This is a genomic window from Streptomyces globosus (assembly GCF_003325375.1).
Classification (GTDB): Bacteria; Actinomycetota; Actinomycetes; order Streptomycetales; family Streptomycetaceae; genus Streptomyces; species Streptomyces globosus_A.
The window spans coordinates 5978897-6000543 of record NZ_CP030862.1 but is presented as its reverse complement, the minus strand read 5'-3'; the positions used below and the strand labels follow the sequence as shown (position 1 = coordinate 6000543).

Genomic DNA, 21647 nt, shown 5'->3' with positions numbered 1-21647 from the left:
GTCGCGCAGGGCCGGCTACGGCTTCGCGGCGGCCGACGCCGAGGGCGAGCCCGACGGAGACGGCGAAGGCTTCGGCTCCGCCCCGGGCCTGGCGGCCCCGGGCTTCGGCTTCGGCGTCGGCGTCGGCTTGCGCACCGGCTCCGGCAGCTCCGGCGCCACCCACGGCGTCGGCGGCCGCAGGTTCTCCGGTCCGCCCGGCGGGGGCTCGCCGACCGCCGCCAGCGCCTGCTTCGCGAGCGGCGCCCGCACCGGCGAGAACACCGGGTTCGTCCGCAGTGCCTCCTCCAGGTGCCGCCGCGCCGAGGCGCCGTCCCCCAGGGCCTGCTCGACGATCCCGCGGTGGTAGGCGAAGTCCGCGCTGCGCAAACCCGGTTCCGTCGCCTTCTTCGCGTACTCCAGGGCCCCCTCGTCGTCGCCCGCCCGGTGCAGCGCCCACCCCAGCGCATCCGCCACCTGCATGCTCTTGTGCCGCGACCACTCCGCCGTCAGCCGCCGCACCGCGTCCGCCGGGTCCCCGTGGTCCGCCTCGAACAGCCCCAGCACCACCTGGTCCTCCGCCGCCCGGACCGACCCGCGGGACGCCGCCGCCTGCAGCACCGCGTACGCCTCCTTCGCCTCGTCGTCCCGCCCCAGCGACTCCAGCAGCTCGCCCAGCTCCAGCGCGAGGCGCGGCGCCGAGCCCCGCCCCAGCGCCATCCGGTAGTCCCGCACCGCCTCCCCGCTGCGGCCCAGCCCGGCCAGCGCCCTGGCCCGGCCGCCCAGCGCGTCCGCCCGGCCCGGATCCGCCCGCAGGGCCGCCTCGAACTGGCGCAGCGCCGCCGCCGCCTCACCCCGCTCCCACGCCAGCTCCCCGAGCCGGTACATCACGTACGCCTTCTCCGCCGGGGTCTTCGCCGCCCCCGCCGCGTGCTCCATCGACAGCGCCGCGTCCTCGCGCCAACCCCGGTCCCGGTAGACCTGCGAGGCCCGCATGAACGCCGCCAGCCCCGGCCGCAGCTCCACCAGCCGCTCCATCGCCTGCTGCGCGGCCTTGTAGTCGCCCAGGCCCGTGTACGCGTCCACCAGCACCGGGTACGCCGTCCACCGCTGCGGGGCCTGCGCCCGCACCAGCTCGCCCCACCGCTTCCCCGTCCCGAAGTCCCCCCGGGCATTGGCCAGCGCGCCCATGCCCGTCATCGCGTCGTGGTTGCCCTTCTCCGCGGGCCGCAGCTCCAGCGACCGCTTCAGCGCCTTCTCCGCCTTCGGGAACCAAGCCGGGTCCGCGCTGCGGCGCGCCTGCTCCAGGTACGCCGACCCGAGCACCGACCACGCCCCGTCGTCCCGCGGATGCGATCCGAGCCACTGCTCCCGGTCCGCGATCAGCGCCGACAGGTCGACCGCCGCCGCCGGCGCGCCCCTGCCGACCGCCGACGCGGCCCGCTGCGTCGGCCCCGGCGGCCGGGCGTCGTCGCCCTGGCCGGCCGGCCGGACCAGCAGCGCCCCGGCGATGAGGACCACCGCGACCGCGGCGGCCACGAGCGTCTTGCGTCCGGTGAAGGCCGCGTAGGGCGCGTCCTGCCGCGCTTCGTTGTCGATACGGTCCATGCGCTCACTGTGCGTCAATATGAAGAGCATGCCGCCGTGCCCGGAGCCGCGCGCGGCCGTGTTCACACCGATGGGTGCGGATGCCACGCTGGGCGCATGGATCCCAAGGACCACGACGAGCGCACCGCACGGCTGTACACGGCGCTCCTCGCAGGACTCCCCGCCGAGGCCCTCACCACCGACCCCGACGTGACCGCCTCCTACGCCGCCGACATGGCCGCCTTCTGCCCGGCCGGCACCCCGGCCGCCCTGGTCCTGCCCCGCACCGCGGAGCAGGTGCAGCACGTCATGCGCACCGCCACCGCCCTACGCGTCCCCGTCGTCCCCCAGGGCGCCCGCACCGGACTCTCCGGCGGCGCCAACGCCACCGACGGCTGCATCCTGCTCTCCCTCGTGAAGATGGACCGCATCCTGGAGATCAACACCGTCGACCGCACCGCCGTCGTCGAACCGGGCGTCGTCAACGCCGTGCTCTCCCGGGCCGTCGCCGAAAAGGGCCTCACCTACCCGCCCGACCCCTCCAGCTGGGAGCAGTGCACCATCGGCGGCAACATCGGCACCGGCTCCGGCGGCCTGTGCTGCGTCAAGTACGGCACCACCGCCGAGTACGTCCTCGGCCTCGACGTCGTCCTCGCCGACGGCCGGCTCCTGCGCACGGGCCGCACCACCGCCAAGGGCGTCGCCGGATACGACCTCACCCGCCTCTTCGTCGGCTCCGAGGGCAGCCTCGGCATCGTCGTCCGCGCCGTCCTCGCGCTGCGTCCCGCACCGCCCCGGCAGCTCGTGCTCGCCGCCGAGTTCCCCTCCGCGGCGGCCGCCTGCGCCGCCGTCTGCGCCGTCATGGAGGCCGGCCTGACCCCGTCCCTGCTGGAGCTGATGGACGGCACCACCGTGCGGGCCGTCAACGCCCTGGGCCGGATGGGGCTCCCCGAGACCACCGAGGCGCTCCTCCTCGCCGCCTTCGACACCCCGCACGCCCCCGAGGAGCTCGCCGAGACCGGCCGGCTCTGCACCGCCGCCGGCGCCACCGCCGTCGTACCCGCCGAGGACGAGGCGGAGTCCGAACTGCTGCTCCAGGCGCGCCGGATGTCCCTGCCCGCCCTCGACGCCCTCCGCCCCGCGACGATGATCGACGACGTGTGCGTCCCCCGCTCGCGGCTCGCCGACATGCTGGACGGCACCGCCGCCATCGCCCGCGCCCACGACCTGGTCGTGGGGGTCTGCGCCCACGCCGGCGACGGCAACACCCACCCCGTGGTCTGCTTCGACCCCGCGGACGAGGACGAGGCGCGCCGCGCCAGGGCGTCCTTCGACGAGATCATGGCGCTCGGGCTGTCCCTGGGCGGCACGATCACCGGGGAGCACGGGGTCGGCGTCCTGAAGCGGGAATGGCTGGCGCGGGAACTCGGGCCGGTGGGCGTCGACGTGCAGCAGGCGGTCAAGAAGGCCTTCGATCCGCTCGGCCTGCTCAACCCCGGAAAGCTCTTCTGACTCCGGGCGGGGCCCCGCGCCCCCGGTGCGTATGAGGTACAGGTGGCGGGCGGGGCGCCGGCCGGTTCGGGTGCGGCGGCTCACAGCTCTGCGTCCCCCGCCTCGTCGGACGGCCACGGATCGCGCATCCACAGCTCGTCGGCCGGGGTGGGGGTGAGCAGCTCGGCGAGGGCCGCGTCCAGCCCGAGCCGCTCGGCCTCCGTCCCCGGCGGGACGACCCGCAGGGTCCGCTCCAGCCACGAGGACACGGCGCCCGAGGGGGCCTCCAGCAGGGCGTCGCCATCGGGGGAGCTGAGCGCCATGCACACCACCGCCCGGTCCGCCGCCTTCACGGGCCAGATCCGGACGTCTCCGTGCCCGCAGGGGCGGAAGACGCCCTCGACGAGCAGCTCGCGGGCGAACGTCCAGTCCACCGGGGCGCTGGAGCCGGTGTGGAAGGTGATGTGGACGGCGTACGGGTCGTCGGTGAGGTAGCGCAGCCGGGCCGGCACCGGGACGCTGCGCTCGGGTGACAGGACCAGTTTCAGTTCCAGCTCGCGCTCGATGACGGGGTGGTGCATGGAGGCCTCGCTTCGGTCGGATCCGGGGGCCGGCGTGTGGCCCCGCACCCGCAGAGAGCGCCGAGGCGGCCGGATGTGACGCGACTTCGGGCCCCCGATCGCGGAATGGCCTGAAATTTTCGGTTGGCTTGAAACAGGCGAGCGGGGCGGTGTTCGCCCGAAGGCTTGGATTCTCCCGTTACCGGACCGGCCGGGAGGAGGTTCTTGGCTATGGTCCTCCCCTTGCACAAGCCTCAAGCCACGATCGGAGTTGGGGACATGACGGCCTCCCCTGGTGACGGCGAGCACGCGGCCCGCGAGGGCTACTACCCCGATCCGTCCATCCCCGGCTACGTCCGGTACTGGAACGGCCGCTCGTGGGTGCCCGGCACGGCCCGCCCCGCCGGACCGGGCGACCCGGTGGGCCCGCGGCGCTCCCGGCCCGAACCGGAGCCGGAGCCGGAGCGGGGCGTCGCGGGGGAGCGGGAGGCGGACCCGGCGGGTCCGGGCGCCTCCGGGGGCTCCGAGGCCCCGGCCTGGCAGGCCGACCCCCAGCACCAGGCGGGCTTCGGCGGCCCGCACGACCACCGGGTCTCCTGGGGCAGCCCGGCGGACGGGCCGGAGCCCGAGGCGGGCCACGCCCCCGCCCGCCAGGCCGGTGCCTCCCTCGGCCGCGGGCCGCACCCGGAGCCGCCGGACGGCAGAGGCCCGGCCGGGGCGGCGGAGCGCGGGCCGGGCGTCTCCTTCGCCCGTACGCCGGCCGCCGCGGCGGCCCCCGCCCCGGCCGCGCGGTCCTCCGAGGGCATCGGGATCCTGTCGGCGCGCTCACCCGCTGCGGCAGCCGCCCCCGCAGCCCCTGCCTGGCCCAGCGTCCCCGGCGGCACCGCCGGGTCCGGGCTCACCTCCTCCTGGCCCGAGGCGGCCGTCCTCCCCGCCCCCGCGCCCGACCCCGCCCCGCCCGCCCCGCGCCGGGAGGACCCGCCGGCCGCCGCGGAAGCCGCCCGCCGGGAGGCCGGAGCCGCCCTCCCGGAGGCCGCGCCGGCCGCCCCGCCGCGCGCCCGGCGCCCCCTCGACGACGCGCCCCTCCCCGCCGCCGCGCCCGCGCCCTCCGCCGCCCCCCGCCCCGCTCCCGAGCGCCGGACCCGCTGGGAGGACCGGTCCGCCGCGGCCGCCGCCCCGTCCGCCGCCCCGTCCCCGTCTGCCCCTGCCGGGGAGGTCCGGCCCACCGCCCGGGCCGTGTTCGAGGAGATGGCGGAGCGGGCCGTCCGCCCCGCCGGGCTCGTCCGCCGGGCCGCCGCCCGCACCCTGGACACGCTCGTGCTCGCGGCCGTCGCCGCGGCCGCCGCCCGGCCGCTCCTCCCGGCGGTGGCGGCCCACCTCCAGGCCAAGGTGGACGCGGCGCGCGGCGCCGACGAGGCCACCACCGTGTGGCTGTTCGACGCCACCATCGCCGGATACCTGGGCGTCGTCCTGGCCGTCCTCGTCGTGTTCGCGCTCTGCTACGAGGTGCTGCCCACCGCCCGCTGGGGCCGCACCCCGGGCAAGAGGCTGTGCGGCGTCCGGGTGCTGTCCTCGGCGACGCTCCGCCCGCCCGGCTTCGGCGCGGCGCTCTCCCGCTGGCTCGTCGGTGCCTTCCTCGGGCCCGTCGGCTGGCTCTGGTGCCTCGGCGACCGCCCCCGCCGCCGCGGTGCCCACGACCGGGCCGCGGGCACGTACGCGGCCCGCTGACGCCCCGTCGGACGGCTCCCCGGCCCCGCTCTGCGCGCCCTCCCCCCAACGGACGCCCCCGCGTTGCGGCCCCGGTGCCCCCGGGTTCGACTCGGGGCATGAGCTCCGACCAGCCGCCGCAGGGCCAGCCGCCCGAGGACGACCCCTTCCTCAAGAGGCCCCACGACCCGACGCCGCCGCCGGGCGGCTCGCCGTACGACACCCCGCCCACCGGCGGCACGCCCCCCGGCGGGCCCCCGCCCGGAGGCACCCCGCCCGGAGGCCCGCCCCCGGGCGGCCCGGGCGGCCCCGGCGGATACCCGCCCCCGCCGCCCCCGTACGGCAGCGACCCGTACGGCTCAGGCGGCGGCCCAGGCATGCCCGACCCGCTGGCCGGGATGCCGCCGCTCGCCGACTTCGGCAGGCGGCTCGCCGCCCGCATCATCGACCTGGTCATCGTGTTCGTCCCGCTGTTCCTGATCCAGCTGGCGCTCGGCACGAACCGGTACGTCGTCGAGACGGACCGGGGCGAGGACGTCACCGAGGTCATCACCAGGTCCTACAGCGGCACCGGCCTCGCCATGACGCTCATCTCGATCATCGCCTACGTCGGCTACGACTGGTTCTTCACCAAGAAGGACGGCAAGACCCCCGGCAAGAAGGCGATGGGCCTGCGGGTGGCGATGCTCAACGACGGCAGCGTCCCGCAGTCCGGTCCCGCGCTCGGGCGGGCTGCGATGCTCTGGCTGCCCACGCTCATCTGCTGCCTCTGCCTGTGGCCGCTCGCCCTCATCGTGTCGATCCTGGTGGACAAGCCGTACCGCCAGGGCCTCCACGACAAGGTGGCCAAGACGGTGGTCGTCACCGCCCCCTAGTGCTGTGGCCGGGAAGGTTCACCCGGTCACAGCACTAGCGGTGCACAGGCTGTTCGGCGGCGGCCGGCCGGGGTTCGGACTCCCGGGCGGCCGCCGCCCCGTGCGGACGGCCCCCGCGCCGCGGGTCGGCGGCGGCGACCGCGACGAGCACGCCGAGGCCGAGAGCGGCGGTGGCGACGAACCCGACGCCGGCCACGGAGCGCGCCTGCGTCAGCAGCAGCAGGACGAGCGTCGAGACGACGACGGCGGCGGACCCGTACACGAGCTGGGCGGCGGTCGGGCGCGGCGGCATGGGTATCCGTCCTCGGGGGCGGGAGGGGGGAGGCGGCTGGGCTGGGTCGCGCGCAGGCGACTCTACGCCGAGGGATGCCCGTACGGAACGGGCCGTAAGCGTGACCTGACCCACGGTTGCCGGTGCGCGGGGGGCGCACGGGCTCACACCCCCGTCTCACATGCCGGTCGGGACGCGCCGTTCGTCCCGGAAGGCCGAGGAACGTCCGGATAGCGGAACTCGCCCACCGCATAGTGCAGTTGTAAGGAAGAAGTCAAGGTCTGTCTTTTCTTTAGACTCTCCGGTCAAATGTCGTCACTTGAGACGCGCGCCGCGCGGGACCCCCCAACTCCTATGGAGATGTTCCGACCATCCATGCGGCCGCGGGAGGGGAACACATCAAGTGACGAGCAACTCTGTCCGGCGGCGCGCGCTGCGCGCCGCTGCCATCGGCGTGGCCATCGCCGCGTGCGCCGCGACCGGCACCGCCTTCACCGCCCAGGCCCACAGCGCGCCGGCCCCGGCCGCGGGCGCGCCGGCCGCCGACAAGCAGGACCCCACCGCCCCGGCGAAGACGAAGGTCGACCACGACCTCAAGGGTCCCTTCAGCGACCAGCAGGCCCAGCAGCGCGAGGCCGCCCTGGACCAGGTGCTGGCGGGCAAGAAGAACGTCGAGCAGCGGGGCGCCTCCAAGGTCGTCAAGCTCGACGACAAGAAGTACGTCGAGCTCGGCCGCGAGAAGACCGACAAGATCTTCACGATCCTCGTCGAGTTCGGCGACCAGGTCGACAACGAGACCACCTTCGACCCGGACGGCCCGGACGGCCCGAAGCCGCCCGTCGTGAAGTACGGCGGCACGCCCGGCCCGCTGCACAACACGATCGCCCAGCCGGACCGCGCCGACAACAACAGCACCGCCTGGCGCAAGGACTTCAGCCGCGAGTACTTCCAGGAGCTGTACTTCGGTACGGGCGAGGGCAAGCACTCCCTGAAGACCTACTACGAGCGGGCCTCCTCGGGCCGCTACTCGGTCGAGGGCGAGGTCTCCGACTGGGTCAAGGTCCCGTACAACGAGGCCCGCTACGGCTCGAACTACTGCGGCCAGAGCAACTGCTCCAACGTGTGGGACACCGTCCGCGACGGCGTGACCGCCTGGACCGAGGCGCAGAAGAAGGCCGGCAAGACCGACGAGCAGATCAAGGCGCAGCTGTCCCAGTACGACCAGTGGGACCGCTACGACTTCGACGGCGACGGCAACTTCAACGAGTCCGACGGCTACATCGACCACTTCCAGATCGTCCACGCGGGCGAGGACGAGTCGGCCGGCGGCGGCAAGGAGGGCGCCAACGCCCTGTGGGCGCACCGCTGGTACGCCTACGGCACCAACGCGGGCAAGACCGGCCCGGAGAACAACAAGGCCGGCGGCACGCAGATCGGCGACACCGGCATCTGGGTCGGCGACTACACGATGCAGCCGGAGAACGGCGGCCTCGGCGTCTTCGCCCACGAGTACGGCCACGACCTCGGCCTGCCGGACCTGTACGACACCTCCGGCGGCGGCGAGAACGGCGTCGGCTTCTGGTCCCTGATGTCCGCCGGCTCCTGGCTCGGCGAGGGCAAGGACTCCATAGGCGACATGCCCGGCGACATGACCGCCTGGGACAAGCTCCAGCTGGGCTGGCTGAACTACGACACGGCCAAGGCCGCGACGAAGTCCACCCACACGCTCGGTGTGTCGGCGTACAACACCAAGGACAAGCAGGCGCTGGTCGTCGAGCTGCCGAAGAAGCAGGTCAAGACGGACATCACCGCCCCTGCCGAGGGTTCCTCGCAGTGGTGGAGCGGCATGGGTGACGACCTCAAGAACACCCTGACCCGCTCGGTCGACCTGACCGGCAAGAAGTCCGCCGCCCTGTCCCTCAAGGGCTGGTGGGACATCGAGAAGGACTACGACTACCTCTACACCGAGGTGTCCACCGACGGCGGCGCCACCTGGACCGCCCTCGCCGGTACCGCCAACGGCAAGGCCATCCCGGTCGACGCCGCGGGCTCGCCGTCGCTGACCGACGTCTCCGGCGGCTGGCAGGACCTGAACTTCCCGCTCGACGCCTACGCGGGCAAGAAGTTCGACCTCCGCTTCCGCTACCAGACGGACGGCGGCGCGGGCGGCAAGGGCTTCACGGCCGACGCCGTCACCCTGACCGCGGACGGGTCCGCGCTGTTCACCGACGGCGCCGAGAACGGCGACAACGGCTGGACCGGCAAGGGCTTCTCCCGGATCGGCGCGGGCTTCACCAAGGACTACGCGCAGTACTACATCGCGGAGAACCGCCGCTACGTCTCGTACGACTCCACCCTCAAGGTGGGCCCGTACAACTTCGGCTGGGCGAACACCCGCCCGAACTGGGTCGAGCACTACCCGTACCAGGACGGCCTGCTGATCTGGCTCTGGGACACCTCCCAGAAGGACAACAACACCAGCCAGCACCCCGGCCAGGGCCTGATCCTGCCGATCGACGCCAACGCCAAGCCGATGAAGTGGTCGGACGGCACGCTGCTGCGCAACAAGATCCAGCCGTACGACGCGACCTTCAGCGCGTACTCCACGGACGCGTTCACGCTGCACAAGAACGGCGAGTCGCTCTTCCTGAAGCCCAAGCGGGCGAACATGGTCTTCGACGACCACAAGGGCAAGTACTACTACGACGAGAACCCGACCGGCTCGGTGAAGGTGTCCGACACCAACACCAAGATCAAGATCAAGCGGGAGACCTACGACGGTCTCCAGATGACGATCGAGGTCGGCCCCTCCAAGTAGTGATCCGGTAAAACAGCAGGTCACGCCATGATCGGCCGTCGCCCACTAGCGGGCGGCGGCCGATCGCGGTTTGATGCGGAACGACCACCGCACCGACGCCCAGCTGACGGGGGAGACGCAGCGCATGCCCGCAGGAGGTTTCACCAGGCTCCCGAACGGAAGCGTCGTCGTGGCGCTGACCCTGCCGCGACCCGCCGGGAACGGCGAGGCCGGGCCCGTCCGGGTCCTGGTCCACGCCGCGAACCGGGCCCGCGCCCTGACCAGGCTGCGCAACCTCGGCATGCGCGCCGTGTACCTGCGGGGCAACACGGAGCCGCCGACTCCGGACGAGGTCACCGCGGTCCTGCACCACCCGGACGGGCTGCTGTGGCGGGCCCTCCCGGACCGCGGCGACCTGTGGCGTCCGATACGCGCCCTGCTGCGCGGGGCCTGAGCGGCGGCACAGGGCCTTCAGGCGCCCCGCACGACGGGCGTGCCGATGAGTTCCACTCCCGCCTTCCGGAGCTCCTCCAGGGCCCGCTCCGTGGTGTGCGGGGCCACGCCCGCCGTGAGGTCGAGCAGGACGCGGGTGCGCAGGCCGGCGCGGGCGGCGTCCAGCGCGGTGGCGCGGACGCAGTGGTCGGTGGCGATGCCGACGACGTCGACCTCGCCGACCTCGCGCTCGCGCAGCCAGTCGGCGAGCGGGGTGCCGTTCTCGTCGGCGCCCTCGAAGCCGCTGTAGGCGGCCTCGTGCGCGCCCTTGCTGAACACGGCGGCGACGGCCCCGGAGGCGACGGCGGGCGCGAAGTTCGGGTGGAACCCGACCCCCTCGGTCCCGGCGACGCAGTGCACGGGCCAGGAGGTCTCGTAGTCCGGCTCGGCGGGCGGCGCGGCGAAGTGGGCGCCCGGGTCGACGTGGTGGTCGCGGGTGGCGACGACGTGCCGGTACACGGCGGTGGACTGGCCGATCAGCTCGGTGACGGCGGCGGCCACCTCGGCCCCGCCGGCGACCGCGAGGCTGCCGCCTTCGCAGAAGTCGTTCTGTACGTCGACGACGATCAGTGCGCGGTGCATGTCGCATGCCCTTCGGCTTGTGTCGGTGTGCTGCGGCGGGCCCCTGCACGGGGGCTCTTCCCCCGTCCGGCGCCACACAATGCAGCCCCGCCGGGGTTTGTGGATCCCGCCCCGCCGGCGTCTGCGGCGCGGGGGTCGCGGCGGCCGGGGCCCCGGGCCGGGGTCAGACGTACTCGGTCGGGATGACGGCCTCGCCGCGCGACAGCTGCGTCGCGGACAGCGGCAGACCGCCCCGGGCCCGCACGTGCCGCTCCCGCGCGGCGTCGAGCGGCTCCCGCGCGACGACCTCCCCGCCCTTCACGAGCGGTGCCAGCAACTGCTGCCCGGCCAGCGCGGCCGGCACGGCCCCGGTCCCGACGACCTCCGCCTCCGCGACCCCGTCCGCGTCCAGCCGCCGCGCGGCCCACTTCCGGCCCCCGAGGGACGTCTTCCCGCTCGCGGACTTCTTCGCGACCGGCACGAGCGGCGCCTTCGGGTCGGCGGACTCGGCGCGCGCGACGAGCTTGTAGACCATGGAGCAGGTGGGGTGCCCGCTGCCGGTGACGAGCTGCGTCCCGACCCCGTACGCGTCCACCGGCGCGGCGGCGAGCGAGGCGATGGCGTACTCGTCGAGGTCGGAGGTGACGACGATCCGGGTCTGCTCCGCGCCGAGCTCGTCGAGCTGCTGCCGCACGCGGTGGGCGACGAGGAGCAGGTCGCCGGAGTCGATGCGGACGGCGCCGAGCCCGGTGCCGGCGACCTCGACGGCGGTGCGGACGGCTTCGGCCACGTCGTACGTGTCCACCAGCAGGGTGGTGCCGCTGCCGAGGGAGGCGACCTGCGCGGTGAAGGCGTCGCGCTCGGTGTCGTGGAGCAGGGTGAAGGCGTGGGCGGAGGTGCCGACGGTGGGGATCCCGTAGCGGAATCCGGCGGCGAGGTCGGAGGTGGAGGTGAAGCCGCCGACGTACGCGGCGCGCGAGGCGGCGACGGCGGCGAGCTCGTGGGTGCGCCGGGCGCCCATCTCGATGAGGGGGCGGCCGCCGGCGGCGGAGGCCATCCGGGAGGCGGCGGCGGCGATCGCCGAGTCGTGGTTGAGGATCGACAGGATGACGGTCTCCAACAGCACGCATTCGGCGAAGCTGCCCTCGACGCGCATGACCGGCGAGCCGGGGAAGTACACCTCGCCCTCGGGGTAGCCCCAGATGTCGCCGGAGAAGCGGTAGGAGGAGAGCCAGTCGAGGGTGCGCATGTCGACGACGGCGCGTTCGCGCAGGAATTCGAGGACGGCGCTGTCGAAGCGGAAGTTCTCGACCGCGTCGAGGACGCGGCCGGTGCCGGCGACGACTCCGTAGCGGCGTCCTTCGGGCAGGCGCCGGGTGAAGACCTCGAAGACCGAGCGGCGGTCGGCGGTGCCGTTCGCCAGGGCGGCCTGCAGCATCGTGAGCTCGTAATGGTCCGTGAAGAGCGCTGTCGACGGCACGTCCACCGGCAGGCCCAGGTCCGCAGGGTTCATGGCAGGGATGCTAGCGCACATTTCGTCAGAGTGACGAAATGTGGGGGCCTGTTTGTGCGACGGGCCCGTCACAGTGGCAGCATGGGACGGGTGAGTGTTGCTCCCATTGAGATCGAACGCACCGAGTCCGCCGAAGAGGTATCCGCGGTCCCCGAACCCGACGTCCCATGGGTGACCCTGGTGCACAACGACCCCGTCAACCTCATGAGCTACGTGACGTACGTGTTCCAGGCGTACTTCGGCTACCCGAAGGACAAGGCGCACAAGCTGATGCTCGACGTCCACCACAAGGGGCGGGCCGTCGTCTCCAGCGGCACCCGCGAGGAAATGGAGCGCGACGTGCAGGCCATGCACGGCTACGGCCTCTGGGCGACCCTCTCCCAGGACCGGATCTGATGGGGCGGACCGCGGGCATGTTCGAGCCCCTCAAGGGCGGCGGAGCCGCCATCGCGCTGGACGAGATCGAGGTCTCCATCCTGCGCTCCCTGGCCGTCCAGCTCCTGGAGCTGATCGGGCCGGGCGCCCCCGAGCCGGACGCGGACGCCGATCCGCTCGCCGTGCTGTTCGCCGAGGCGGGCCAGGGGCCCACGGAGCGGCCCGCCGACCCCGCGCTGGCCCGCCTCTTCCCCGACGCGTACGGCGGCCCCGGCACCCCGGAGGGCGCGGACCGGGCCCGGCTGGACGACTGGTCGGCGGAGTTCCGCCGCTACACCGAGAACGACCTGCGCGCGCGCAAGCGCGAGGATGCACTGGCCGTCGTCCGCAGCCTGGACGGGCTCGCCGCGGCCGGCGGCGGGGAGGCGTCCCGGCTGGAGCTGACCGGGGAGCAGCCGCTGCGCTGGCTCGGCGCGCTCAACGACCTGCGGCTGACGATCGCGGCCCGCCTGGAGATCGCCGAGGACGACGAGAGCGCGGCGCTGTTCCGGCTGCCGGACGACGATCCGCGCAAGCCGATGGTGATGGCCTACCTGTGGCTCGGCGGGCTCCAGGAGACCCTCGTCGAAACCCTCTGACAACGCTCAAATCCGGATAACGATCAGATAACCGCCATGAAATGATCTGGCGGGCTTATCTCCACTTGTCCCGATTTTGTCGTGCCCTGCATCACATGTGCGACCTTTGATGATCTGTACGCCCGTGATAGATCTTGCCGATCGCCGACGGGGCGCCACCCATGCTCCCGCGGCCTGCCGGGACCGGCTGACCGCCGGCGTGCAACTCCATCCGTATCCGGGGGGATCGAGGACCCGATCCGCAGCCGCTCCAGGCGCGGGTCGGCGTGGAGAAAGGCGCACCACACCATGACCTCTGTGCAGGTCGAGCAGCACCACAAGGCGTCCGGGGAGGGCGCCGCGGCCGAGGGTGGCGAGGGGTACCACCGCACACTCGGCGCCCGCCAGATCCAGATGATCGCGATCGGCGGCGCCATCGGCACCGGGCTCTTCCTCGGCGCCGGCAAGGCCATCTCGAAGGCGGGACCGAGCCTCATCCTGGCCTACGCCCTCGCGGGCCTGGTCATCTTCTTCATCATGCGCGCCCTGGGCGAGCTCCTGATGTACCGGCCCGTCGCAGGCTCCTTCTCGGACTACGCCCGGGAGTTCGTCGGCCCGTTCGCCGGCTTCGCCACCGGCTGGACCTACTGGCTCTTCTGGGTCGTCACCGGCATCACCGAAGTCACCGCCGCAGCCCAGTACATGGCGTACTGGACCGGCGACAGCTTCCCGCAGTGGGCGTACGCGCTCGTCTTCACCGTCGTCCTCTACGGCGCCAACCTGATCTCCGTGAAGCTCTTCGGCGAGCTGGAGTTCTGGTTCTCCATGGTCAAGGTCACCGCCATCGTCGGCATGATCCTCATCTGCGCCGGCATCCTCACCATCGGCTTCTCGGACGCCGCGGAGACCGCCTCCGTCGCCAACCTGTGGAACGACGGCGGCTTCTTCCCCAAGGGCATCGGCGGCACGCTGATGACCCTGCAGATCGTGATGTTCGCCTTCCTCGCCGTCGAACTCGTCGGCGTCACCGCCGGCGAGTCCAAGGACCCGGCGAAGACGCTGCCCAAGGCCATCAACACCGTGCCGTGGCGCATCGCCGTCTTCTACGTCGGCGCGCTCATCATGATCCTGTCGGTCGTGCCGTGGACGCACTTCCAGCCCGGCGTCTCCCCGTTCGTCGCCGCCTTCGAGCGCATGGGCCTCGGCGTCGGCGCCGCCATCGTCAACTTCGTGGTGCTCACCGCCGCCCTGTCCTCCTGCAACTCGGGCATGTACTCCACCGGCCGCATGCTGCGCGACCTCGCCCTCAACGGCCAGGGCCCCAGGCTGTTCACCCGGCTCACCAGGAACGGCACCCCGCTGATCGGCACCACCTTCTCGGCCTCGCTGATGCTGGTGGGCGTCTGGATCAACTACGTGGCCCCCGGCAAGGCCTTCGACTACGTCGTCTCCTTCGCCACCATCTCCGGCATGTGGGCCTGGATCATGATCCTGGTCTGCCAGATCCGCTACCGCGCCCGCGCCGACCGCGGCGAACTCCCCGGCTCCGCCTTCCGCGCCCCCGGCGCACCCTGGACCAGTTGGTTCGCCCTGCTCTTCATCGGCATGGTCGTCGTCATGATGGGCGCCGACAAGGACGCCCGGGTCTCCCTGTACTGCGCCCCGCTGTGGGGCCTCGCCCTCGGCCTCGCCTACCTCGCCATCCGGCGCGGCAGCGGCGGCGGCCGCGGGGCCCGGGCCGTCGCCAAGGCCTCCGCGGGCACCGGCGCCTGACCGCGCGGGGCAGCCCCGGGGCCCCGCCCCGCGCACCCCCTGTCCGGCATTCGGGCCCTCCCGTACCACACCTCGGTACGGGAGGGCCCGTCTGCTTATCCTGTCGGTCATGCTGACCCTCACCCAGGCCCTGTACGACCAGATCGTCGCGCACGCCCGCAAGGACCACCCCGACGAGGCGTGCGGCGTCGTCGCCGGCCCCGCGGGCACCGGCCGGCCCGAGCGGTTCATCCCCATGCTGAACGCGGCCCGCTCGCCCACGTTCTACGAGTTCGACTCCAAGGACCTGCTGCGGCTCTACCGCGAGCTCGACGACCGGGACGAGGAGCCCGTGATCGTCTACCACTCGCACACCGCGACCGAGGCCTACCCCTCGCGCACCGACGTCGCCTACGCCAACGAGCCCGGAGCCCACTACGTCCTGGTCTCCACCGCCGACACCGACGCCCTCGGCGAGTTCCAGTTCCGCTCCTACCGCATCGTCGACGGCGTGATCACGGAGGAGGAAGTGCAGGTCGTCGAGGCCTACTGACCGACATGTGAGCGGATTCCGTCCACGATGCGGAATCACACTCCATTCGGGCGACCGGGAATCGTTAACATGACCGCATGGTTTTCCCCGACGTGAGCACCGAGAAGCCCGGCAGGCCCCTGCTCGTGGCACGGCTGCACGTCGACCTGTGCCGCCTCGCCAGCAGTATCTGTCCTGCCGCCTGAGCACCGCAGCCCCCTCGCGCCGGGGCCGTCAAGCCGCGCGCCCCTTCTCCTCCCCGCACCCATCCGACTGGAGCCTGCCATGGCCATCGAGGTCCGCATCCCGACCATCCTCCGCACCTACACCGACGGCGAGAAGGCCGTCACCGGCGAGGGCGGCACCCTGTCCGAGCTCTTCGCGGACCTGGAGACGCGCCACAAGGGAATCGAGGAGCGCATCGTCGACGGCGGCAAGCTGCGCCGCTTCGTGAACGTCTACCTCAACGACGAGGACGTCCGCTTCCTCGACGGCATCGCCACCCCCCTCAAGGACGGCGACAGCGTGACGATCCTCCCGGCGGTCGCCGGCGGCGCCGCCTGATGCGCTACGACTCCCCGCTGGCCGCGGTCGGCAACACCCCGCTCGTCCGGCTGCCCAGGCTGTCGCCCTCCGAGGACGTCCGCATCTGGGCCAAGCTGGAGGACCGGAACCCGACCGGCTCGATCAAGGACCGCCCCGCGCTCCACATGGTCGAGCAGGCCGAGAAGGACGGCAGGCTCCACCCCGGCTGCACCATCCTGGAGCCCACCTCCGGCAACACCGGCATCTCCCTGGCGATGGCGGCGAAGCTCAAGGGCTACCGGATCGTGTGCGTCATGCCGGAGAACACCAGCCAGGAGCGCCGCGACCTTCTCGCCATGTGGGGAGCCGAGATCATCTCCTCGCCCGCGGCGGGCGGCTCCAACACCGCGGTCCGCGTCGCCAAGGAGCTGGCGGCCGAGCACCCGGACTGGGTGATGCTCTACCAGTACGGCAACCCCGACAACGCGGGCGCCCACTACGCCACCACCGGGCCCGAGATCCTGCGGGACCTCCCCTCGATCACCCACTTCGTGGCGGGCCTGGGCACCACCGGCACCCTGATGGGCGCCGGCCGCTACCTGCGCGAGCACGTCGACGGCGTGAAGATCGTCGCGGCCGAGCCGCGGTACGACGACCTCGTCTACGGCCTCCGGAACCTCGACGAGGGCTTCGTGCCCGAGCTGTACGACGCCTCGGTGCTCACCACCCGCTACTCGGTGGGCTCCGCGGACGCGGTGGCCCGCACCCGCGAACTCCTCCAGCAGGAGGGCATCTTCGCGGGCGTCTCCACCGGCGCCGCCCTCCACGCGGCGATCGGCGTCGGCCGCAAGGCGGTCGCCGCCGGCGAGACCGCCGACATCGTCTTCGTCGTGGCCGACGGAGGCTGGAAGTACCTGTCGACCGGCGTCTACACGGCGGCGACGACGGAGGAGGCCGTCGAGGTCCTCCAGGGCCAACTCTGGGCCTGACGGCCCCCGGAGGCCCGGCGGGCGGGGCTCCGCCCGAGGCGCCCGCCGGCCCACCAGCCCGCCGGCCTCCGCCCGAGGCCCGGGGCCGTCCGCCCGCGCGGGCGGACGGCCCCGGCGGTCAGCGCGCCAGGAGGGCCGCCAGCACCGCCGCGTGGCTGGAGTCCGGTTCGCGGACCGCGGTCAGCAGGGTCAGCGGACCCCGCTCCGCCAGGGCCCGCAGCCGGTCCAGCTCCGCCGCGGGCTCCGGTTCCGCCAGCTCCGCCTCGTACCGCTCGCGGAACTCCTCCGCGCCGACGCCGCCCGCGTGGTAATCCCTGCGGAGCTCCGCGGACGGGGTGACCGCCTTCGGCCACTCGTCCACCGCCGCGTCCGCCTTCGCCAGGCCGCGCGGCCACAGCCGGTCCACCAGGACCCGCACCCCGTCCGCCCCCGGCTCCGGGGGGTCGTAGACGCGCCGCACCCGCACCGCCGCCCGCACCATCAGCGTCCTCCTCCCAGTCCCTTGACCTCGTCCCACACCGCCGGGTCCAGCGTGCCCAGCCGGCGCCGGAACTCCCACACCCACACCTCCGACGGGCGGTCCGCCTCCAGGTACCCCACCCGGCCCGGCGTCACCCCGACCGTCCCCGGCGGCAGCGGGACCACCCCGGCCCGCCGGTCGTCGTACTTCCCGCTGATCCAGGCGACGCGCGCCCGGTGCGCCCGTACCGGCCGGGACGCCAGCACCAGGCACGGCCGCCCGTCCGCCAGGCACCACAGCTCGCCCGGCCGCGGCTGCGGCGCCGGGCCCCGGCCGTGCGGTGGCGGGGCCCGCCGGCCGGCGCCCGGCCGCACCCCCGCGACCAGCACCAGCAGCAGCACGGCCACCACCGCCGCGGCCGCCGGCCACCAGGACGTGTCCATAGTCCGACGGTAGTCGCGCCCGCACGCCCCGGCGCGGCAGTGCACCGCCGCCCGCGCCGCCCCGCAGCGGCAACTCCCGGGCCCCGCATCGCTCTGCCGGGTGACACCACAGGTGATTCGCCCCACAACGGCCTGCCGCGGAGGAGCGACCCGACGTTTCGCGCCTTACGCTCGACCCACGCACGGCCCGCACTCCGTCCACGGACCGTCCCGGAGGTTGTCACTCCATGAAGCTCACCGTCGTCGGCTGCTCGGGGTCGTTCCCGTCCGCGGAATCGGCCTGCTCGAGCTACCTCGTCGAGGCCGACGGCTTCCGGCTGCTCCTCGACATGGGCAACGGCGCCCTCGGCGAGCTGCAGCGCCACTGCGGCCTGTACGACCTCGACGCGATCTTCCTCAGCCACCTGCACGCCGACCACTGCATCGACATGTGCGCGTACTTCGTGGCCCGCTACTACCGCCACGAGGGCGGCCGCTGCGGCCCCCTCCCCGTGTACGGCCCGGAGGGCACCGAGAAGCGCCTGACGACCGCGTACGAGGACGTCCCCGACGAGCGCTCGATGAGCGAGGTCTTCGACTTCCGCACGCTGAAGCCCGGCGCCTTCGAGATCGGCCCGTTCCAGGTCCGCACCGAGCGGGTCAGCCATCCGGTGGAGGCCTACGGCATCCGCGTCGAGCACGGCGGACGCTCGCTGGCCTACTCGGGCGACACGGGGGTCTGCGCGGAACTGGGGGCGCTCGCGGAGGGCGTCGACCTGTTCCTGTGCGAGGCGTCGTTCACGCACGGCAAGGAGGACATCCCCGGCCTCCACCTCAACGGCCGCGAGGCGGGCGAGTGCGCGCGCGAAGGCGACGTCGGCAGGCTCGTGCTGACCCACATCCCGCCGTGGACGGACGCCCGCCGGAACCTCGCCGACGCGCGCGCGGCGTACGGCGGTCCGGTGGACCTGGCGTACGCGGGCGCCGTGTACGAGGTCTGAACCCGGGCCGCTGCGCACTGCGCCCGCATACGGCGGAGCCCCTGCCCTCCCGTCACGGGAGGGCAGGGGCTCCGGTCGTTTCCGGCCGAGGCGGCGGCCCTTACTTGGCCTCCGCCTTCTGCAGCTCGGCGAGCTCCTCGTCGGACTCGCGGCCCGGCGTCGGCAGGTTCCACTTGATGATCGCGAAGCGGAAGACCGCGTAGTAGACCACCGCGAAGCACAGGCCCACCACGACGATCCCCAGCGGCTTGGTGGAGATGCCCAGGTTCAGGAAGAAGTCGATCGCACCGGCGGAGAAGCCGAAGCCGCTCTTCATGCCGAGCGCCCACGTCAGCGCCATGGAGATACCGGTCAGCACCGCGTGGACCGCGTACAGCACCGGGGCGATGAACATGAACGTGAACTCGATCGGCTCGGTCACGCCGGTGACGAAGGCGGTCAGCGCGAGGGAGAACATCATGCCGCCGACGACCTTGCGGCGCTCGGGGCGGGCGCAGTGGACGATCGCGAGGCAGGCCGCAGGAAGCGCGAACATCATGATCGGGAAGAAGCCGGTCATGAACTGGCCGGCGGAGGGGTCGCCCGCCAGGAAGCGGGCGATGTCGCCGCTCTTGCCCTCGTACTCGCCGGCCTGGAACCACGGGAAGGAGTTCAGCAGGTGGTGCATGCCGACCGGGATCAGCGCACGGTTGACGACACCGAAGATGCCCGCGCCGACGGCGCCGGAACCGACCAGCCACTCGCCGAGGCCGTGCAGACCGGTGCCGAGGACCGGCCAGACGAGGCCGAAGAGGATGCCCATGGCGAGGCCCGCGAAGGCGGAGAGGATCGGGACGAGGCGGCGGCCGCCGAAGAAGCCCGCCCAGTCCGGCAGCTTGGTCCGGTAGAAGCGCTGGTAGAGCAGGGCGACGACGATGCCCATGACGACGCCGCCGAGGACCTTGGCGTCGACCGGGGCCTCGACCTGTACGATCTTGCCGTCGACGACCTTGGACAGCTTGGGCAGGTTCGGGTCGGTGAAGGTGGCGAGGACCTTCTGGAAGACCAGGTAGCCGGTCACGGCCGCGAGGGCGGTCGAGCCGTCGGACTTCTTCGCGAAGCCGATCGCGATGCCGACCGCGAACAGCAGCGCCATGTTGCCGATGATCGCCTCGCCGCCGGCGGCCATGTAGCTGCCGATGGTGTTGAGGAACGACGGCAGGTCCTTGTCCGCCAGCATGTCCTCCTGGCCCAGGCGGATCAGGAGCGCGCCGGCGGGGAGCACCGCGACGGGGAGCATGAGGCTGCGGCCGATGCGCTGCATGACAGCCATCGCGCCGGCGCCCTTCTTCTTCTCGGCCGCGGGGGCGGCAGCCGTGGTCACAACTTCCTCCAGGGGGCAAGGCGCCGCCAGAGGAGCAAGGGGGACGGCGACGTCTTATTTGGGGGTGACGCGGACTCCCGATGGACCCGCGTGGTCTACACCAATGCGTGGTGTAGACCAGTTTTAGCACGGTCGGGGTTAGATAAGGAACCTTCGATTTTCTGTGGCCTGCGCCACACTCCCAGCCCCCGCGTGTGTCCCGCGGCACACCCCGCACCGCCGGAGCGCCCACGGCCCGGACCCGGGCAAGCGGAAGGCCCCCGCACCGAAGTGACGAGGGCCTGCGCCGACCGGCAGCAGAACGGACGGGAGCGGCTACGCCTTGGTGTTCTCGGCCCGCATCGCCTCGATCTCCTCATCCGACTCCCGCCCCGGCGTCGGGATGTCGAACCGGGTGATCGCGAAGCGGAAGACCGCGTAGTACACCGCCGCGAAGCCCAGCCCGATCGGGATGATCAGCCACGGCTTCGTCGCCAGCCCCCAGTTGATGATGTAGTCGATCAACCCGGCCGAGAAGCTGAACCCGTCCTTCACGCCCAGCGCCCACGTCACCGCCATCGACACACCCGTCAGCAGCGCGTGGACCGCGTACAGCGCCGGCGCCACGAACAGGAAGGAGTACTCCAGCGGCTCCGTGATCCCCGTGACGAACGACGTCAGCGCCACCGACAGCATCAACCCGCCCACCTCCTTGCGGCGCTGCGGCTTCGCGCAGTGCGTGATCGCCAACGCCGCACCCGGCAGGGCGAACATCATGATCGGGAAGAAGCCCGTCAGGAACAGGCCCGCCTCCGGGTCCCCGTTCAGGAACATGTTGATGTCGCCGTGCACCGTCTTCCCCTCCGGCGTCGTGTAACTGCCGAACTGGAACCACACCGGCACGTTCAGGAACTGGTGCAGCCCGATCACCAGCAGCGCACGGTTCGCCACACCGAAGATCCCGCCGCCCCACGCCCCCAGCCCCGTCAGCCAGTCCGAGAAGGCCTCCAGCCCCGCACCGACCGCCGGCCACACCCACAGGCACAGCGCGGCGAACCCGATCGCCACGAACGACATGATGATCGGCACCAGCCGCCGCCCGTTGAAGAAGCCCAGCCAGTCCACCAGCTTCACCCGGTGGTACCGCTGCCAGAACCACGCCGTCAGCAGACCCATCACGATCCCGCCGAACACCCCCGGGTTCTGGTACGAGAACTCCACGAACGTGTTGTTGTCGTCGGTGAGGCAGCCCGTCCCCACCACCCGCGTCCCCCCGGGGCACTCGTTCGGAAACGCCCGCAGCACCCCCCGGTACACCAGGAAGCCGGCCACCGCCGCCAGAGCCGTCGACCCGTCCCCCTTCTTCGCCATCCCGATCGCCACGCCGACGCAGAACAGCAGCGGCAGCCCCAACTCCGGATTGAGCAGCGCCCCGCCCGCCCCGGCCATCACCTTCGCCACCACATCCCAGTCCAGGCCGTCCGGACCGAACACGTCGTCCTGGCCCAGCCTGGTCAGGATCCCCGCCGCGGGCAGCACCGCGATCGGCAGCTGCAGGCTCCGCCCCATCTTCTGCAGCCCCTGGAACAGGCCGCTCCACCACTGCTGCGGCGGCGCTGCCGCCGCACTGCCGTTCGCGCTCATCGGCTTCCTCCCCTGCGGGCCCGTTTGGGCACGTGCGGTCCGTGCGGCACACTGGTGTAGACCACTCCGGGTGCGGTCGCACACCCCGCCCGGAGGACAGGTCACTGCTGATCGTCATCATTCGGCAGACGCCGGAACCGCGCTCGAGAAACTGGGCC

General features: G+C 72.8%; 22 protein-coding genes. 13 read left to right on the top strand and 9 right to left on the bottom strand.

The features are described 5' to 3' along the window. Positions 1–15 precede the first annotated feature (15 nt). Entirely contained in the window at positions 16–1584 is a 1569-nt protein-coding gene (locus tag C0216_RS26675; protein ID WP_246042704.1) for a tetratricopeptide repeat protein, read from the bottom strand. A 96-nt stretch (positions 1585–1680) separates the two neighbouring features. Here C0216_RS26675 and C0216_RS26670 point away from each other — a divergent pair, with 96 nt between their 5' ends. Then, complete coding sequence (locus C0216_RS26670) at positions 1681–3075, top strand: FAD-binding oxidoreductase (protein ID WP_114057717.1); 1395 nt, start codon at positions 1681–1683, stop codon at positions 3073–3075. 80 nt (positions 3076–3155) lie between these two features. Here the strand turns inward: C0216_RS26670 and C0216_RS26665 are convergent, their stop codons facing one another. Beyond that, positions 3156–3635: an SsgA family sporulation/cell division regulator gene (locus C0216_RS26665; protein ID WP_114057716.1), complete on the bottom strand. Its 480-nt coding sequence runs from the start codon at positions 3633–3635 to the stop codon at positions 3156–3158. A 258-nt stretch (positions 3636–3893) separates the two neighbouring features. On the opposite strand from C0216_RS26665, the gene C0216_RS35130 reads away from it, so the two are divergent. Continuing rightward, positions 3894–5342, top strand: a complete 1449-nt coding sequence (locus tag C0216_RS35130; protein ID WP_114057715.1) for an RDD family protein — start codon at positions 3894–3896, stop codon at positions 5340–5342. 98 nt (positions 5343–5440) lie between these two features. Continuing rightward, positions 5441–6196, top strand: a complete 756-nt coding sequence (locus C0216_RS26655; RefSeq protein ID WP_114057714.1) for an RDD family protein — start codon at positions 5441–5443, stop codon at positions 6194–6196. A gap of 34 nt (positions 6197–6230) precedes the next feature. Here C0216_RS26655 and C0216_RS26650 read toward each other — a convergent pair whose 3' ends face one another. After that, positions 6231–6488: a hypothetical protein gene (locus C0216_RS26650; protein WP_114057713.1), complete on the bottom strand. Its 258-nt coding sequence runs from the start codon at positions 6486–6488 to the stop codon at positions 6231–6233. Positions 6489–6870: 382 nt separating this feature from the next. Between C0216_RS26650 and C0216_RS26645 the strand changes: the two genes are divergently transcribed. Further along, the gene (locus C0216_RS26645; RefSeq protein WP_246042703.1) at positions 6871–9285 is read left to right on the top strand and encodes an immune inhibitor A domain-containing protein; all 2415 of its coding nucleotides are present in this window, start codon (positions 6871–6873) and stop codon (positions 9283–9285) included. A gap of 124 nt (positions 9286–9409) precedes the next feature. Further along, entirely contained in the window at positions 9410–9718 is a 309-nt protein-coding gene (locus C0216_RS26640) for a hypothetical protein (RefSeq protein WP_114058941.1), read from the top strand. A 17-nt stretch (positions 9719–9735) separates the two neighbouring features. Here the strand turns inward: C0216_RS26640 and C0216_RS26635 are convergent, their stop codons facing one another. After that, positions 9736–10338: an isochorismatase family protein gene (locus C0216_RS26635; RefSeq protein ID WP_114057712.1), complete on the bottom strand. Its 603-nt coding sequence runs from the start codon at positions 10336–10338 to the stop codon at positions 9736–9738. Between the two features lie 163 nt (positions 10339–10501). Continuing rightward, complete coding sequence (locus C0216_RS26630) at positions 10502–11830, bottom strand: nicotinate phosphoribosyltransferase (RefSeq protein ID WP_114057711.1); 1329 nt, start codon at positions 11828–11830, stop codon at positions 10502–10504. A gap of 81 nt (positions 11831–11911) precedes the next feature. On the opposite strand from C0216_RS26630, the gene clpS reads away from it, so the two are divergent. The 7 genes from clpS (at position 11912) to C0216_RS26600 (ending at position 16620) form a co-directional block, all read left to right on the top strand. After that, a complete protein-coding gene (gene clpS / locus C0216_RS26625; protein ID WP_114057710.1) occupies positions 11912–12226 on the top strand; it encodes an ATP-dependent Clp protease adapter ClpS in 315 nt (104 codons plus the stop codon). Continuing rightward, positions 12226–12843, top strand: coding sequence for a DUF2017 domain-containing protein (locus tag C0216_RS26620; protein ID WP_114057709.1), 618 nt, complete (start codon positions 12226–12228; stop codon positions 12841–12843). Before clpS ends, C0216_RS26620 begins: the two co-directional genes overlap by 1 nt. A gap of 288 nt (positions 12844–13131) precedes the next feature. Continuing rightward, positions 13132–14595, top strand: a complete 1464-nt coding sequence (locus C0216_RS26615; protein WP_246042702.1) for an amino acid permease — start codon at positions 13132–13134, stop codon at positions 14593–14595. A 109-nt stretch (positions 14596–14704) separates the two neighbouring features. Beyond that, positions 14705–15127 carry a Mov34/MPN/PAD-1 family protein gene (locus tag C0216_RS26610; RefSeq protein ID WP_114057708.1) on the top strand — a complete coding sequence of 141 codons (423 nt, stop codon included), beginning with the start codon at positions 14705–14707 and terminating at the stop codon, positions 15125–15127. A gap of 77 nt (positions 15128–15204) precedes the next feature. Next, positions 15205–15312, top strand: a complete 108-nt coding sequence (locus C0216_RS35255; protein WP_312845931.1) for a putative leader peptide — start codon at positions 15205–15207, stop codon at positions 15310–15312. 79 nt (positions 15313–15391) lie between these two features. After that, on the top strand, positions 15392–15670 hold the full coding sequence (locus tag C0216_RS26605) for a MoaD/ThiS family protein (RefSeq protein WP_114057707.1): 279 nt from the start codon (positions 15392–15394) through the stop codon (positions 15668–15670). After that, complete coding sequence (locus C0216_RS26600) at positions 15670–16620, top strand: PLP-dependent cysteine synthase family protein (protein WP_114057706.1); 951 nt, start codon at positions 15670–15672, stop codon at positions 16618–16620. Before C0216_RS26605 ends, C0216_RS26600 begins: the two co-directional genes overlap by 1 nt. A 118-nt stretch (positions 16621–16738) precedes the next feature. Here the strand turns inward: C0216_RS26600 and C0216_RS26595 are convergent, their stop codons facing one another. Beyond that, positions 16739–17101 carry a DUF488 domain-containing protein gene (locus C0216_RS26595; RefSeq protein WP_114057705.1) on the bottom strand — a complete coding sequence of 121 codons (363 nt, stop codon included), beginning with the start codon at positions 17099–17101 and terminating at the stop codon, positions 16739–16741. Next, positions 17101–17523: a hypothetical protein gene (locus C0216_RS26590; protein WP_114057704.1), complete on the bottom strand. Its 423-nt coding sequence runs from the start codon at positions 17521–17523 to the stop codon at positions 17101–17103. Before C0216_RS26590 ends, C0216_RS26595 begins: the two co-directional genes overlap by 1 nt. Positions 17524–17750: 227 nt before the next feature. Between C0216_RS26590 and C0216_RS26585 the strand changes: the two genes are divergently transcribed. After that, positions 17751–18503 (top strand): MBL fold metallo-hydrolase, encoded by a 753-nt coding sequence (locus C0216_RS26585; RefSeq protein ID WP_114057703.1) that lies wholly within the window; start codon positions 17751–17753, stop codon positions 18501–18503. 100 nt (positions 18504–18603) lie between these two features. Here C0216_RS26585 and C0216_RS26580 read toward each other — a convergent pair whose 3' ends face one another. Both C0216_RS26580 and C0216_RS26575 read right to left on the bottom strand, forming a co-directional pair. After that, positions 18604–19815 (bottom strand): PTS transporter subunit EIIC, encoded by a 1212-nt coding sequence (locus C0216_RS26580; protein WP_114058940.1) that lies wholly within the window; start codon positions 19813–19815, stop codon positions 18604–18606. Positions 19816–20181: 366 nt separating this feature from the next. After that, a complete protein-coding gene (locus C0216_RS26575; protein ID WP_114057702.1) occupies positions 20182–21489 on the bottom strand; it encodes a PTS transporter subunit EIIC in 1308 nt (435 codons plus the stop codon). Positions 21490–21647: the final 158 nt, after the last annotated feature.

What these genes read in the sequence shown, in the direction of transcription:
- C0216_RS26640 (WP_114058941.1), top strand. Translation starts at nt 9,410, where the DNA reads ATGCCCGCAGGAGGTTTCACCAGGCTCCCGAACGGAAGCGTCGTCGTG.
- C0216_RS35130 (WP_114057715.1), top strand. Translation starts at nt 3,894, where the DNA reads ATGACGGCCTCCCCTGGTGACGGCGAGCACGCGGCCCGCGAGGGCTAC.
- C0216_RS26585 (WP_114057703.1), top strand. Translation starts at nt 17,751, where the DNA reads ATGAAGCTCACCGTCGTCGGCTGCTCGGGGTCGTTCCCGTCCGCGGAA.
- C0216_RS26580 (WP_114058940.1), bottom strand. Translation starts at nt 19,815, where the DNA reads ATGGCTGTCATGCAGCGCATCGGCCGCAGCCTCATGCTCCCCGTCGCG.
- C0216_RS26595 (WP_114057705.1), bottom strand. Translation starts at nt 17,101, where the DNA reads ATGGTGCGGGCGGCGGTGCGGGTGCGGCGCGTCTACGACCCCCCGGAG.
- C0216_RS35255 (WP_312845931.1), top strand. Translation starts at nt 15,205, where the DNA reads ATGGTTTTCCCCGACGTGAGCACCGAGAAGCCCGGCAGGCCCCTGCTC.
- C0216_RS26615 (WP_246042702.1), top strand. Translation starts at nt 13,132, where the DNA reads ATGACCTCTGTGCAGGTCGAGCAGCACCACAAGGCGTCCGGGGAGGGC.
- C0216_RS26605 (WP_114057707.1), top strand. Translation starts at nt 15,392, where the DNA reads ATGGCCATCGAGGTCCGCATCCCGACCATCCTCCGCACCTACACCGAC.
- C0216_RS26655 (WP_114057714.1), top strand. Translation starts at nt 5,441, where the DNA reads ATGAGCTCCGACCAGCCGCCGCAGGGCCAGCCGCCCGAGGACGACCCC.
- clpS (WP_114057710.1), top strand. Translation starts at nt 11,912, where the DNA reads ATGGGACGGGTGAGTGTTGCTCCCATTGAGATCGAACGCACCGAGTCC.
- C0216_RS26650 (WP_114057713.1), bottom strand. Translation starts at nt 6,488, where the DNA reads ATGCCGCCGCGCCCGACCGCCGCCCAGCTCGTGTACGGGTCCGCCGCC.
- C0216_RS26670 (WP_114057717.1), top strand. Translation starts at nt 1,681, where the DNA reads ATGGATCCCAAGGACCACGACGAGCGCACCGCACGGCTGTACACGGCG.
- C0216_RS26590 (WP_114057704.1), bottom strand. Translation starts at nt 17,523, where the DNA reads ATGGACACGTCCTGGTGGCCGGCGGCCGCGGCGGTGGTGGCCGTGCTG.
- C0216_RS26665 (WP_114057716.1), bottom strand. Translation starts at nt 3,635, where the DNA reads ATGCACCACCCCGTCATCGAGCGCGAGCTGGAACTGAAACTGGTCCTG.
- C0216_RS26610 (WP_114057708.1), top strand. Translation starts at nt 14,705, where the DNA reads ATGCTGACCCTCACCCAGGCCCTGTACGACCAGATCGTCGCGCACGCC.
- C0216_RS26575 (WP_114057702.1), bottom strand. Translation starts at nt 21,489, where the DNA reads ATGAGCGCGAACGGCAGTGCGGCGGCAGCGCCGCCGCAGCAGTGGTGG.
- C0216_RS26620 (WP_114057709.1), top strand. Translation starts at nt 12,226, where the DNA reads ATGGGGCGGACCGCGGGCATGTTCGAGCCCCTCAAGGGCGGCGGAGCC.
- C0216_RS26675 (WP_246042704.1), bottom strand. Translation starts at nt 1,584, where the DNA reads ATGGACCGTATCGACAACGAAGCGCGGCAGGACGCGCCCTACGCGGCC.
- C0216_RS26630 (WP_114057711.1), bottom strand. Translation starts at nt 11,830, where the DNA reads ATGAACCCTGCGGACCTGGGCCTGCCGGTGGACGTGCCGTCGACAGCG.
- C0216_RS26600 (WP_114057706.1), top strand. Translation starts at nt 15,670, where the DNA reads ATGCGCTACGACTCCCCGCTGGCCGCGGTCGGCAACACCCCGCTCGTC.
- C0216_RS26635 (WP_114057712.1), bottom strand. Translation starts at nt 10,338, where the DNA reads ATGCACCGCGCACTGATCGTCGTCGACGTACAGAACGACTTCTGCGAA.